The organism is Rossellomorea pakistanensis (assembly GCF_016908495.1).
GTDB classification, from domain to species: Bacteria; Bacillota; Bacilli; order Bacillales; family Bacillaceae_B; genus Rossellomorea; species Rossellomorea pakistanensis.
The window spans coordinates 138,523-151,592 of sequence record NZ_JAFBDZ010000002.1 but is presented as its reverse complement, the minus strand read 5'-3'; the positions used below and the strand labels follow the sequence as shown (position 1 = coordinate 151,592).

Annotated in this window: 13 protein-coding genes; 3 read left to right on the top strand and 10 right to left on the bottom strand. The window is 37.9% G+C overall.

The genetic code is table 11. The annotated features are described in order from the left end of the window. Positions 1-50: 50 nt before the first annotated feature. Positions 51-881, bottom strand: coding sequence for a spermidine synthase (gene speE, locus JOC86_RS08525; RefSeq protein WP_205170667.1), 831 nt, complete (start codon positions 879-881; stop codon positions 51-53). A 499-nt stretch (positions 882-1,380) separates the two neighbouring features. Between speE and JOC86_RS08520 the strand changes: the two genes are divergently transcribed. Continuing rightward, positions 1,381-3,453, top strand: coding sequence for a transglycosylase domain-containing protein (locus JOC86_RS08520; RefSeq protein WP_205170664.1), 2,073 nt, complete (start codon positions 1,381-1,383; stop codon positions 3,451-3,453). On the opposite strand, the gene JOC86_RS08515 is transcribed toward JOC86_RS08520, so the two are convergent. The 3 genes from JOC86_RS08515 to JOC86_RS08505 all read right to left on the bottom strand — a co-directional run bounded on the left by JOC86_RS08515 (position 3,434) and on the right by JOC86_RS08505 (position 5,150). Then, on the bottom strand, positions 3,434-3,616 hold the full coding sequence (locus tag JOC86_RS08515; protein ID WP_205170661.1) for a hypothetical protein: 183 nt from the start codon (positions 3,614-3,616) through the stop codon (positions 3,434-3,436). The genes JOC86_RS08520 and JOC86_RS08515 overlap by 20 nt on opposite strands. Positions 3,617-3,956: 340 nt before the next feature. Beyond that, the gene (locus JOC86_RS08510; RefSeq protein ID WP_205170658.1) at positions 3,957-4,469 is read right to left on the bottom strand and encodes a YwhD family protein; all 513 of its coding nucleotides are present in this window, start codon (positions 4,467-4,469) and stop codon (positions 3,957-3,959) included. A 21-nt stretch (positions 4,470-4,490) separates the two neighbouring features. After that, positions 4,491-5,150 (bottom strand): site-2 protease family protein, encoded by a 660-nt coding sequence (locus tag JOC86_RS08505; RefSeq protein WP_205173449.1) that lies wholly within the window; start codon positions 5,148-5,150, stop codon positions 4,491-4,493. Positions 5,151-5,406: 256 nt separating this feature from the next. On the opposite strand from JOC86_RS08505, the gene JOC86_RS08500 reads away from it, so the two are divergent. Next, positions 5,407-5,592: a 2-hydroxymuconate tautomerase gene (locus JOC86_RS08500; RefSeq protein WP_205170655.1), complete on the top strand. Its 186-nt coding sequence runs from the start codon at positions 5,407-5,409 to the stop codon at positions 5,590-5,592. Between the two features lie 321 nt (positions 5,593-5,913). On the opposite strand, the gene JOC86_RS08495 is transcribed toward JOC86_RS08500, so the two are convergent. The 3 genes from JOC86_RS08495 to JOC86_RS08485 form a co-directional block, all read right to left on the bottom strand. After that, positions 5,914-6,417 carry a YwgA family protein gene (locus JOC86_RS08495; protein ID WP_205170652.1) on the bottom strand — a complete coding sequence of 168 codons (504 nt, stop codon included), beginning with the start codon at positions 6,415-6,417 and terminating at the stop codon, positions 5,914-5,916. Positions 6,418-6,476: 59 nt separating this feature from the next. Further along, positions 6,477-7,778 (bottom strand): HD domain-containing protein, encoded by a 1,302-nt coding sequence (locus JOC86_RS08490; protein ID WP_205170650.1) that lies wholly within the window; start codon positions 7,776-7,778, stop codon positions 6,477-6,479. 259 nt (positions 7,779-8,037) lie between these two features. Next, positions 8,038-8,259, bottom strand: a complete 222-nt coding sequence (locus JOC86_RS08485) for a YuzB family protein (protein WP_205170648.1) — start codon at positions 8,257-8,259, stop codon at positions 8,038-8,040. Between the two features lie 363 nt (positions 8,260-8,622). Here JOC86_RS08485 and JOC86_RS08480 point away from each other — a divergent pair, with 363 nt between their 5' ends. Next, a complete protein-coding gene (locus JOC86_RS08480; RefSeq protein ID WP_205170646.1) occupies positions 8,623-9,420 on the top strand; it encodes an RsfA family transcriptional regulator in 798 nt (265 codons plus the stop codon). Positions 9,421-9,707: 287 nt separating this feature from the next. On the opposite strand, the gene lipL is transcribed toward JOC86_RS08480, so the two are convergent. The 3 genes from lipL to pta form a co-directional block, all read right to left on the bottom strand. Further along, positions 9,708-10,550 carry an octanoyl-[GcvH]:protein N-octanoyltransferase gene (gene lipL / locus JOC86_RS08475; protein ID WP_205170644.1) on the bottom strand — a complete coding sequence of 281 codons (843 nt, stop codon included), beginning with the start codon at positions 10,548-10,550 and terminating at the stop codon, positions 9,708-9,710. A gap of 168 nt (positions 10,551-10,718) precedes the next feature. After that, positions 10,719-11,426, bottom strand: a complete 708-nt coding sequence (locus JOC86_RS08470; protein WP_205170641.1) for a YetF domain-containing protein — start codon at positions 11,424-11,426, stop codon at positions 10,719-10,721. Positions 11,427-11,833: 407 nt separating this feature from the next. Continuing rightward, positions 11,834-12,805 carry a phosphate acetyltransferase gene (gene pta, locus JOC86_RS08465; RefSeq protein WP_205170639.1) on the bottom strand — a complete coding sequence of 324 codons (972 nt, stop codon included), beginning with the start codon at positions 12,803-12,805 and terminating at the stop codon, positions 11,834-11,836. Positions 12,806-13,070 lie beyond the last annotated feature (265 nt).

The window sequence follows — 13,070 nt, the reverse complement described above, 5'->3', positions numbered from 1 at the left end:
GCGTTGACACTTTAACGCAATCGAGAACCGTCCCCGAATGATTTAACGCGTTACTCTGTTAAGTCTTTTACGAATTTTGGTAGGACGAATGCTGCTTTGTGCAGTTCTTTTGTATAGTATTTTGTTTCGATTTCATGGAATCTTTCTTCTCTTACTTCTAGTGGGTCATATTTTTTAGATCCTAGGGTAAATGCCCATAAGCCACTTGGGTAGGTAGGAATGTTCGCCGTATAAAGACGTGTAATTGGGAAGATTTCCTTCACATCCCTTTGAACTTGTCGGATAAGATCGGCTTTAAACCACGGATTGTCTGATTGAGCAACAAAGATTCCGTCTTCTTTAAGCGCTTTTGAAATACCTGCATAGAACCCTTTTGAGAATAGGTTAACAGCTGGACCAACTGGTTCTGTTGAATCCACCATGATGACGTCGTATTCGTTTTCGCTCTTCGCAATATGCATAAAGCCATCTCCAACTTGAACGTCGACGCGCTCGTTTTCAAGCTCACCTGCAATTTCAGGCAAGTATTCTTTTGAGTACTCAATCACTTTCCCATCAATGTCAACCAGAACCGCTTTCTTTACACTCGGATGCTTGAGAATTTCACGAATAACTCCACCGTCTCCTCCTCCTACAACCAAGACCGTTTCCGGATTTGGATGGGTAAACAATGGTACATGTGCCACCATTTCATGATAAACAAACTCATCCTTTTGAGAAGTCATGACCATTCCATCAAGCAGAAGCATATTCCCCCACTCTTCTGTTTCAACCATATCAAGCTTTTGAAAATCTGTTTGCTCTGTATGTAAAGTTTTATTTACCTTCATTGTAATTCCAAAGTTTTCTGTCTGCTTTTCTGTAAACCAAAATCCACCCATTCATCTTCATCCTTTCCTTTTTAACTTTCACGTGACAAATGAACTTTCTCTATTAAAAAAATGCCCTGCCGAAACATCAATGTTATCCTTCCCTAACTTATTAATTACAAACATATAAGAAAAGCGCAAGCGCCTTGAACAGGCCTGACAAGCATAAGACGAGCCACCTAGAAAGGGTGATTTTCCCCTTTCTAGGTGATTTGGCTTATGACTCGAAGGCCTGGGCGCTGGAGCTGACAATGCCATAAACACTCCAAATTTAATACATTCTTATCTAATAAGAAAAAAGAAAACGTCCAACAAGACAACAGTAAATACACATTCATAAGAATACACTTCTTCAATCATATTCTAGGAAAAGTATAGTCGAATCTAGCAAAATTTCAAGAAAAAATTTTTTCTTAAAGAAGGAATGTTTAAAAACGATCTATTTTTTTCATACTGTTACTATTATGGCTTATTTGAAATTTAGTAATCCTAATGGAAAAGAGGGAGAAAAATGGAGATTTTAACTGATTCTCAAATCAGAAAAACAAAAAAATATTTGAGAGCTATCATCTTTATTAGTTTAGTATTTTCAGTATTTATCCTATTTTTCCTCCTAGGATTATTCACTTACGCGAAAATAAAGGGACCACCACCATTAGCTGTTCCACAATCAACGTTAATATATAGTGCAAATGAAGAAGTGATTGGGGAGAGTAGTCATGGTGGGCAAAAAAGATATTGGGTTAAGCTAAATGACATTTCCCCAGCCATGATTGACGCCACCCTCGTCATTGAGGATAAAAATTTTTATGAGCATCATGGATTTGACCTTAAGCGGATTGCTGGAGCTGCGATTGCAGATATTAAAGCAATGGCAAAGGTCCAAGGAGCTAGTACGATATCACAGCAATATGCAAGGAACCTTTTTCTCACTCACGACAAAACTTGGACTCGTAAACTAAATGAGGCACTTTATACCCTACGAATCGAAATGAATTATTCTAAGGAAAAAATCTTGGAAGGGTATATGAATACGATCTATTATGGACACGGGGCCTACGGGATTCAAGCGGCTAGTCAATTTTATTTTGGCAAAGACGCTAATGAGCTTACACTTGCTGAATCAGCCCTATTAGCAGGGATTCCTAAAGGACCCAGCCATTATTCTCCACTATCCTCCTTTGAGAAATCAAAAGAAAGACAAGATATCATTTTAAACACAATGGTAAAAGAACAAAAAATCACAAATGAGGAAGCTGAACAGGCAAAAGAGGCAAAACTGAAAATTGTTGGGGAACATGAGCATCAGCAAATTGAAATGGCTCCTTACTTCCAAGACGTAGTCAAACACCAACTACAAACCCAGCTTGGAATTGATGAGAAAACAGTGGAATTAGGCGGTTTGAAAGTATATACCACTCTAAACCCTAAACATCAAAAAGTGGCAGAGAAAGTCATTAATGAAGAAATGGACCCGGAATCAGAAGTTCAAATTGGCTTTGCTTCGATGAATCCAAAGAATGGATATGTAACCGCATTAGTGGGTGGCAGGAACTATGAAGAGAGTCCCTACAACCGGGCAGTACAAGCCATTAGACAGCCTGGCTCTACCATTAAACCTTTGCTCTATTATGAGGCTTTAGAGAGTGGCTTTACACCATCAACAACGATGAAAAGTGAACTGACGACCTTTACGTTTGATGATGGGAAAAGTAAGTACACACCACATAATTATAATAATAAATATGCAAATGACAAGATTACTCTAGCCCAAGCTATTGCTGTTTCTGATAATGTTTATGCCGTTAAAACACATCTTTTTTTAGGAGAAGAAGTGTTAGCAAAAGCTGCTGAAAAATTTGGACTATCGACGAAAATCAAACCGATTCCATCCTCCGCTCTTGGAACCTCTGGAGCAAGAGTCATTGATATGGTCAATGCTTACAATATGTTTGCTAATGGCGGAGTAAAAGTGGAACCAGTATTTATTACACGAGTGGAAGACTTCACAGGTAAAGTGATTTATGAACATGAATGGGAGAAAGAACAAGTTCTAGACCCTGATGTCGCATTCGTCATGACACATATGCTAACCGGAATATTTGACCCGAAATTAAATGATTATTCCACTGTTACCGGAATCACAATCCGTAAACATATCACCAGACATTATGCAGGAAAATCCGGTACAACGAACACGGATAACTGGATGATTGGCTTTTCCCCGCAGTTAACGGCCGGAATCTGGACTGGCTACGATAAAGGGAAAGACATCACAGCTATAGCAGACAAAAGGTATGCTAAGGAAATATGGGTTCATTTTATGGAGGAAGCTTTAAAAGGCGAGCCGATAAAAACATTTAAACCGACAAACGATGTTGTTGGGGTCAAAGTAAATCCTCATAACGGAAAGCTTGCCACAAAAGACTGCTCTTCCCAGCGTTTCACATATTTTGTTAAAGGAACAGTCCCAACAGAATATTGCACTGACCAATTAGAGGAAAAAAATAAGGAAATACCAAAGAAAGAAGAAAAGAAAGACGATCAACCTTGGTATAAAAAGTTTAAAGAATGGTTGTTTTAAAATACTTTTGGAAACGATAGCGATTTGGGCGAGGCTTGTTATTATTTATCGAATGACCAATATAGGCAGGATCTAGATTGATAAATTTTATCAGACACCTGGTGTTTGCTGGCTTTAACTGATAGATCTCTTGATCAATCGATTTATTCAATTTGGCCGACATGTTTTTCGTGGCCAAGAAATAAATCATTTTTTAGCAACCAATACATGCAGTACTTGACCAATATTTATCGCCCAATTCTTAATTTCCTGCCCTAATTTTGGAATTTAAACCAATAAACTTCAGTCCGCCTTTTAACGAATATATACCAATCGTATAAATACTTGCTTCAAATGAAAAACCTCGGGATTGTGCGGTCCCGAGGTTTTTCATGTCCTAGTTTTTATGTGCAAACTGTGCTTTAAGTTTACTTTTTTTCCTGTTATAGGGCAAGGTGTGAACAAGATTTTCGAAAAAATGTCATAATTCGTTCAACATTTTGTTAAATAATGTAAAACAAGAGTCAAATTGTTAAATCCTGTTTCAGTTTATTTTCTGAACGTTCCCACATGCCTTCATCATGAGATTTTAAAAAGTTTTTTAAAATCGTTTTGGATTTTTCATCCATATGGTCGACTATAATATGGCGTTTAATCGATTTATCCATGCGATTCACATGCTCTGGCAAAAGCTTGTATCCTCTACGCTTTTCCCGGTTCACAACCATCTCACATGCCGTTACCCCCGCATAATAGGGACCTGCTTCTTTACGGTCAATTGTTACCCAAACAAGCCAATAAGGTTTTCCACCTTCTGAATCTTCACGATTGCGTGTGAATTTAATCCCCTTTTCTACCTGGCTTCTGGCGTGCATCGCCCCAATATCAACAATGGCATCTCCATCTTCAACATCGACAATAACAGGTGATACATTATCCAGGCTTAAACTTCCGACGCCATACCCACCATGTCCATCAGTGGGATCACTTTTGATAATATTAAAGCCAATACTTTTCTTCTTTTTATTCTCTTCCATTATAGCTCAACTCCCTTTACTTTATATAAATGCGGAAAATAGTGTAGAGAAAATGGTATTAAACACTGGGACGACAGCATCCATACCGCCATTTAAGAATGGCCAGATTGTGTAGCTTCCCAATGGAGTAATCACCAGAACGATAAAAAGGATTACTCCGTATTGCTCATATTGAGATAATTTTGACCTAATTCTAGGTGGTGATAAATCCTCAATGATCCTATAACCATCTAATGGTGGGAACGGTAGTAAGTTAAAGAAAAACAATAAAATGTTTAAGTACACAACCATATTAATTAAGTCCAATAAAAATGGAGGGGCTTGATACCCTAAATTAACAAACAAATAAAGCACACCATAAAACACGAATGCAAGCAGAAAGTTACTTAATGGCCCTGCTGCCGATACCAGTACCCCTGCAAGTCGAGGATTTTTAAAGTGAAAACGATTAACTGGTACTGGTCGCGCCCACCCAAATCCAGCGATTAGGATAAATAGCGTACCAATCGGATCTAAGTGCTGGATGGGATTTAAGGTTAACCTTCCCTGCTCCTTTGCTGTTGAGTCCCCAAACTTATAAGCAACATAGGCATGGGCAAACTCATGAAAAGTAAAAGCAAGTAAAAGAGCAATGACAACAAACGGAAGCTCTTCTAAATTAAAAAATAAAAACTGATCCAATGTATGTACTCCTTTATCAATATTATTTGGTGTTTTCGTAAACTTTGCTGCTAGAGTGAAGAAAAATGAACGGATTGTCAATTTCCTTTCCTTATAAAAAACAACAATTTCACGAAAAAAGACTTGGTTTATTCACACTAAACAGTATATTAAAAAATTTTCCGCCTCATACTCGATAAAATTAATTGAATTCCTGTAAAATAAAAAAGACTCTCTATCGTGATTGTATCAAAAAAATGAAAAAGGAGCGAAAACAATGCCATATATTACAGTAAAAATGCTAGAAGGGCGAACAGAAGACCAAAAAAGAGCATTAGTAGAAAAAGTAACGACTGCTGTCAGTGAAACAACAGGGGCTCCAGAGGAAAAAATCGTGGTGTTTATCGAAGAAATGAACAAAGGTGACTATGCCGTTGGCGGCAAACGACTCAGTGATAACTAGAAAAGCGGAAGCGCCTTGAATGAAGGATGAATGGCTAAGTTCGCCACGTCCTGTGGCAACGCCTTTCTGACCCACGTCCTGTGGGCCTCCGACAAGCATAAGGCGAGCCTACCAAGGAATGGCGCCTTTTCCCTTCCTTGGTGGGCTTGACTTATGTCTCGAGGAGCTAGGCGCTGGAGCTGGACACTAGAATAGCGGAAGCGCCTTGAACGAAGGATAAATGGCTAAGTTCAATTAAGGATTGTCTTTCTGGCCCCAAAACAACCTTTTACAAAAAGAACAAGCCTGAAAAGTGAAAATTCCACATCTTCAGGCTCTTTCTTACTGGATTTTATACTTTAGTTGATTAATATACTCGTATGCTTCGTCTACTTCTTCTGCTGTGTACTTTTGTTTCCTTTTTAAAGTGAAAATTTTCTCTTTTACTTCTTCTTTCTCCAAGTTATCAAAATAAAGTATAGTAGAAACCAGCTCTAAAAAGCGTGCTGATTGAAGGTTCATGTCCTCTAAACAATCTTTTAAAAAAGGCATTTGTTCTTCGTACAGCTTTAAGAACCCTTGGCCTTCTTCTGTAATGGCATATCGATATTGAAAATATCCACCCTTTTTTTCTTTAGTTTCACTTATAAAGCCCATATTACATAGCTCTTCTACTCGTAATGTCAGCTCCTCTGAATAAGGTCCATAGAAGTGAAATTGAAATTTCTCTTGAAATGGGAATGTTAGTTTTTTTGAAATGTAAATCATTTTTTGAAGCTTTTTTCTTCCCACAATCTCTCCGGAAGCCAAAAATGCACTCATTAGTCTAGCGTGATCTTTCAACAATGGTACTTCATCTCCTACTCCTAGTATTGCTCTGTAAGATCCGTCGTCGTTATCTTGTCTTATGTTAAATCTAAGATCGTACGTATTTGCCTCTTTATATTTTTCTTAGAAGACTCATCATATAGAAAATCAGCAGGGAAATAGAGCTTATGATCCGTTCTTCTCTTCCCAGATATGGAATCGACAATATCAGATTCTCTTGAAAGCTCTCGTAAATCTCCACTTGGCATCATCAGATGAATCGGTAGTCTCTCTTCTTCTTCACCAGGTCGATAAAAGTCGTAAGGTAGATCTGACGAAGAGTCTAGTACTAAGTAATATTCTGGATCAATCCCAGCCTTTTTAAATAGCGTTTCAAGCTCGCTGTGCTTCTTATATTCCTTTGCTGGATCAAATTCTACGTATTTGTATAGGTTACGATTCATAAATCTACGGCAAAGATCACTTAATATCGGATCTTCTTCCTCTTCCCAGATTTGAAAATAATAGAGAATAACGGCCTCATCTAATTTCAAATAGTCTTTAAGAGATACCTTTCCTTCAAACATCGAGTAAAAATGAATAGGGGGCAGCTTAAAGGAATAAGAATTTTCATATAGCTCTTTTGCCCGATGGAGAATTTTCGTTAATATGACTTCTGCACTTCGGGTCACGGGATGGAAATAAATCTGCCAGTACATTTGATAGCGACTCATGATATAGTCTTCAACCGCATGCATACCGCTATATTTAATAACGACTTGATCTTCCCTCGGTCTCATCACCCTTAGAATTCTTTCCATATCAAAGTGCCCGTAGCTAACACCCGTAAAGTACGCATCTCTTTGTAAATAATCCATACGATCAGCGTCAATCTGGCTTGAGATCAGGCTCACAACAAGCTTATTTTCATAGGTTTTCGCGATGACTTCTGCGACATATTTCGGAAAATCCTTGCTCACTTTCGAAAGAATGGCGTTTACTTCTGTATCTCCTAAAATAATCGCTTGGGTGAAATGCTCATGGTCAAGCTGAAATACTTTTTCGAAGGAATGGGAAAAGGGTCCATGGCCGAGGTCATGAAGAAGTGCCGCACATAACGATAGAAGCCTTTCTTCTTTACTCCATTCAGGACGACCGTCAAACACATCGTCGACAATCCGGCGGATGATTTCGTATACTCCTAGAGAGTGGTTAAACCGACTATGTTCAGCCCCATGAAAGGTTAAGTAAGTGGTTCCTAGCTGGCGGATTCTTCTCAATCTTTGAAATTCCTTTGTTCCTATTAAATCCCAAATTACTCTGTCTCTAACGTGTACATATCGATGAACAGGGTCTTTAAAAACTTTTTCCTCGTCTAATTTCTGTTTGGAATATTCCATATTTTACCCTCTTCCTAACTAGCATGCTTCTATTATAGCGACTTTTTTTAACGACTTCATCTCGAAATATATCGGAAAATTATTCAAAGCCTCAGAACCCTTTTGTTCATTACCCATAGTGATGATTAAAAAATTTTTTAATGAATCTAACCGTTGACAAATTATTCTGATAACTATCCAAAAGCATAAAAAATCACCTTACCTCAAAAATGGAGGTGCTCCCCCATATTTTGAAATGTGGCGATTCTATTCTTCATCATTACTTTAGCTTTTTCTGAATTTTTTCAAGCAACTCTTCTTCTGTCAATGCCGCAACAGGTCGATTATTAATAAAGGCAAAAGTCTTTTTTCGCCCTGGTCCACAATAGGATTGGCAGCCTACCTCAACAGGTGCATTTGAATCTAACTGCTTTAATTTTGGAATGAGTGTTTTTACATTAACGGCTTGACAATCATCGCAAACACGAAATTCGTTTGCCATTCGTCAACAACCCTTTCGTTTAGAGGTAATAAAAATTTTCGAGTGTTTATAAATAGAATGGTATATCTGTGGCAAGCGTAAGTACCTAGCTGTTCAAGGCACTCCGAGCTTTTCATGATTTCCGCTATCTAGAATACATTTTCTCGTACTGTTTTGCAAGAGAGGTTCTCTTCCAATCTTTAATTCCTTTAAGGATGAACAAAACTGACAACGAAACTATTAGATATAAAATATTTTTAACATTTTCGTATAAAATCATTTGGAAATGTCCATGCTGAGGGTATAGAAATACTTGTTTTAAGGCCTAATACGATCGTATTTTCCTCGAAAAATTCAAAGAATGATATGGGAGTTGAGATGTTTATGAAAACACGTCAAGATGCATGGACGGATGAAAATGATTTATTATTAGCTGAAACGGTACTACGTCATGTTAGAGAAGGAAGTACACAGCTTAACGCTTTTGAAGAGGTTGGAGATAAGCTGAATCGTACTTCTGCTGCTTGCGGGTTCCGCTGGAATGCCGTTGTCCGTCATCAATATGAAAAAGCTCTTCAACTAGCAAAAAAACAAAGAAAGCAGCGCCATCGCCTACTTGGAAAAGAGCAAAGTGGCAAGAAGAAACTATTATATCAACCACCAAATCCATCACTAGAAGAATTAGATGCTATGTCTCTATCGATGGAAGCTGAGATGGGTGAGGAATCGTATCCATTTGAACAAGAAGTACGCTCTGAACAACCAATTGCACAAGAGCAGCCAGTAACAGAAAAGGATTCAAATCATGAACCTGATAGAGAAGAAGAAGCAGTACCTGTACCAAGCTACAGAAAGCCTCAAGCTTCTAGGGAAGAGCTTTCATTGGAAAAGGTTATTGCCTTCTTACAGAATCTAGCACACTCAAATGTTCATAGCGATATAGTAAAAAGCGAAAATCTTCGTTTACGACATGAAAATGCGGAATTAAAACGAAAGCAGCAAGAGTTCGAAAGTAAAATTGCTAGTCTCGAAAAAAATTCCATAACGATGCAAGAAGATTACGAGACATTAATGCAAATTATGAACAGAGCAAGAAAACTCGTTGCCTTTGAAGACGACGAAGGAAAATCGCCTAGATTTAAAATGGACAGAAATGGAAACCTGGAAAAATTAGCGGAGTAAAAAGAAAAGCGGAAGCGCCTCTAAGAGGTTGAAAGGCTAAGTTCGCCACGTCCTGTGGCAACGCCTTTCTGACCCACATCCTGTGCGCCGCTGGCAAAGCATAAGACGAGTCACCTAGAAAGGGCGCCCTTTCCCTTCCTTGGTGGCTTGGCTTATGACTCGAAGGCCTAGGCGCTGGAACTGGACACCAGAAAAGCGGTAACGCCTTGAACAGGGCAATACACAAATAAACATTTATTTCGTAAATTTTATAAAAAGGAACGGCCACCTTATGGCACGTTCCTTTTTTAGCTATTTAGCACTTTATCATTACGATCTAGGACTCTTTGATAATAGGCATCATATAGAACCAGCTCTTCACCATGAAGAGGGCTTGCAAAAATGTTATGACTATATGATTTTAACGATTGTAAGAAACGAAGCATCACATCTTGAACCGTTAATTCAATACCTAAAAGGTCTGATAGTGAAGCCATTACTTCCGGCTTTATCTCAGGAAAAATGAACTTGGTCACTTCTTCTTTTTTTCCAATCTTATAGAATTGCTGTACCAATCTCGCTCGCTCTTCTCCTGAGCCATTGATACATAAGTAAATTTGAACAGCTACACCATTTTTGATTCTTCTTTGGGAAATCCCAGCAAACTTACGATCATGAATACTTAGATCATAGCTCCCTGGACAATAGGAATGAACAATTTCCTTCGCTTCTATTTTTACATTAAAGTCCTTGAACATATCTTTGATAAGCTCAAGCATAGCATCATAGCCACGATTGATATCAATCCCTTTTTCAGAGTCAGGAAAAATCAACGAAAGGTTTAATACACCCGAATCCAATACAACAGCAAGACCACCTGAATTTCGAACAATATACTGATATCCTTGATCTTCTAAAAAACGAAGTGCCTCCTCCAGAAAGGGAAGCTTCGTGTCCTGAATCCCCAATACAATAGTATCATGATGGACCCAGGATCTAGCTGTTGTAACAGAGTTTCCAGCGCCAATTGAGGTACATAAAGTATCATCTATCGCAAATGACTGAAGTGCACCAAAGATCGGTCCTAAGCTCGACTGATCAATAATTCTCCAATTTGGCTGTTGAAGTAATTTTGATTTATCTTTTTCCATTTTTTCTAAAATACTCCTTCATAAGAAATGCTCAAGGGGCACCGATAAAGCCACATCTAGCAACAAAGCCTTAAGCATCGTTCACTATTAATCCACAATATAACAAACATGCGTGCTCATTATACCATAGAGAAGCTTCTTTTAGCTGAAGAGGAAGGATGTTGAACCTCATTTTTTACTAAGAGAAGCTTGATTAAAGGTTTGAACGAATAGCCCATCTCCTTCTAACCATTCAGCTAGAAAGACCTCCATTGGTTCTTCTATTCCTTGTGACTTTAATTGCAACAATAGCCATTCCTTATCACGGCCAATATCCAATAATTCATCCGTTAATAATTCTCCATCCCTTATAACCGTGACTGGAACATGTACAGGCTTAGGGGCGAAATTAAAATCTTCTTGAGTCGTCTTTTGATAAGAGGTTTTTTTCAATAAACTAATGGATCCATTTGCCTCCAAGTAGCAGTAGGCAACCTCTCGTATTGAAAAAGTCTCAGATTGTCGGAGTAAACTTTGTAGCTGATTAAGATTCATTCGATTTTTCTTTAACTGCTCCCTATTCACAATCCCATTCCTTATTAATACCGATGGTTTCCCTTCAAAAAGTAAACGTAATTTTAAAAATTTCTGACTAGCAGTCTCGACTATAAACAAAAGGAGTCCCCATAAACACATAGTATAGAAAATATACCTGACGCCAACCTTTTCATCATAAAGAGCATTTCCTAAAAGTTCACCTAGAATAATAGCTGAAATAAATGTAAAAGGTGTAATTTGGGTAATAATCTTTTTTCCCAGGATCTTTATAATTAAAAATAACAGGAAAAATCCACAGATTAATTCCAATGTTAGATAAGTTAGATAAGTTAGATTCATACCGGGTTAAGCTCCAATCATGATGGCTTTGGTATTTATGTTTTGTCCAATTGAGTGAAACTTATCCAGCTTTAGAAGGATTTCTGTCAGGGGTCTGGCTTGCTCTTTTCAGTTTCAGAGAAACTCGTCAATTGTTGTCGAGAAATCGATAGAATTTGTAAAAGTTGGAAATCAAGCTCAAATTATTTCCTTTAAGCTAAGGAAATGAAGGTATTTTCTATTGTTCCATAAGCTTTTTTTCGAAAAAAATAAATCTTAGGCCCTATACAGCATAAATATAAATGAAAAAGGGACTGCCCAAAACCGAGGAATCAGGAACTACAACTTTAATATGTAGAAGAAACCCTCAAGACATCTTCTATATACATAGTGGTTCCGGACCCCTATTTGGACAGCCCCCTATATAATTAAATCGCTTGTGCAGCTGTTATCAATGCTAACTTATAAACATCTTCTTCATTACATCCACGGGATAGATCGTTTACAGGGGCATTTAACCCTTGAAGGATTGGACCGACTGCTTCGAAGTTCCCTAGGCGTTGAGCAATTTTGTAGCCAATATTCCCTGCTTCAAGGCTTGGAAATACGAAGACATTTGCATCACCCTTGATCACGGAATCTGGAGCTTTTTTCGCTGCTACGGATGGAACAAATGCTGCATCAAACTGAAACTCCCCATCTAAAGTAAGGTATGGAGCACGTTCTTTGGCAATTTCTACAGCGTCTGTTACTTTCTCGGTTTCAGGTGATTTTGCGGAACCGTTTGTTGAAAAGCTCAGCATAGCCACTTTCGGATCAATATTAAACATTTCAGCTGTCTTCGCACTTTCAAGAGCAATTTCCGCTAAGTCTTGGCTGTCTGGTGAAATATTGATGGCACAATCAGCAAATACGTATTTCTCATCCCCGCGTACCATAATAAAGACACCTGAAGTTTTACGGACACCTTCTTTTGTTTTAATAATTTGAAGTGCAGGTCGAACCGTGTCTGCCGTTGAGTGAGCAGCGCCACTGACCAATCCGTGCGCTAATCCTTTATAAACCAGCATTGTACCGAAATAGTTTTCATCCAGTAGGATTTTTCTAGCATCGTCTTCAGTAGCTTTTCCTTTACGACGTTCAACAAATGCTTGTACAAGTTCATCCATTCGGTCATACTGGGCAGGATGATAGATTTCACATCCTTCAAGAATAACATTTAATTCTTTCGCTTTCGATTGAATCTCTTCCGGATTTCCAACTAGAATCGGAGTCAGGATTTCATCTTTTGCTAGTCTAGATGCTGCAGTTAAAATTCTTTCGTCTAACCCTTCAGGAAAAACGATTTTTAATTCCTTCGCTTTTATTTTATCAGTTAAGGTTTGAAACAAATCGCTCACCAAAATACCTCCTTAAATTACATTCCATTTTTAGAATACCCTTCTGATGAGAGAATTCAAGATATACGAAGAATGTTATCGTTTTCAACGTAAATGTTTTTGTTTTTTGAAAATTAAATCTACTGTATACAATCTTTTATTATCCTCCAACAAAAATTATTTATCCTAGCTTATGGCAATTTCTTAACAATAAGGTTTCTAATGTAATTGATTCGGTCAAACTATGATATAGTAAAGTTGCAAATAGATTAGATAGGAGTGATTT

Bases quoted from the DNA above. Each gene is read 5' to 3' on its own strand.
- JOC86_RS08480 (WP_205170646.1), top strand. From the start codon at position 8,623: ATGAAAACACGTCAAGATGCATGGACGGATGAAAATGATTTATTATTA.
- lipL (WP_205170644.1), bottom strand. From the start codon at position 10,550: ATGGAAAAAGATAAATCAAAATTACTTCAACAGCCAAATTGGAGAATT.
- JOC86_RS08490 (WP_205170650.1), bottom strand. From the start codon at position 7,778: ATGGAATATTCCAAACAGAAATTAGACGAGGAAAAAGTTTTTAAAGAC.
- JOC86_RS08515 (WP_205170661.1), bottom strand. From the start codon at position 3,616: ATGTCGGCCAAATTGAATAAATCGATTGATCAAGAGATCTATCAGTTA.
- JOC86_RS08520 (WP_205170664.1), top strand. From the start codon at position 1,381: ATGGAGATTTTAACTGATTCTCAAATCAGAAAAACAAAAAAATATTTG.
- JOC86_RS08500 (WP_205170655.1), top strand. From the start codon at position 5,407: ATGCCATATATTACAGTAAAAATGCTAGAAGGGCGAACAGAAGACCAA.
- JOC86_RS08510 (WP_205170658.1), bottom strand. From the start codon at position 4,469: ATGGAAGAGAATAAAAAGAAGAAAAGTATTGGCTTTAATATTATCAAA.
- JOC86_RS08485 (WP_205170648.1), bottom strand. From the start codon at position 8,259: ATGGCAAACGAATTTCGTGTTTGCGATGATTGTCAAGCCGTTAATGTA.
- JOC86_RS08470 (WP_205170641.1), bottom strand. From the start codon at position 11,426: ATGAATCTAACTTATCTAACTTATCTAACATTGGAATTAATCTGTGGA.
- speE (WP_205170667.1), bottom strand. From the start codon at position 881: ATGGGTGGATTTTGGTTTACAGAAAAGCAGACAGAAAACTTTGGAATT.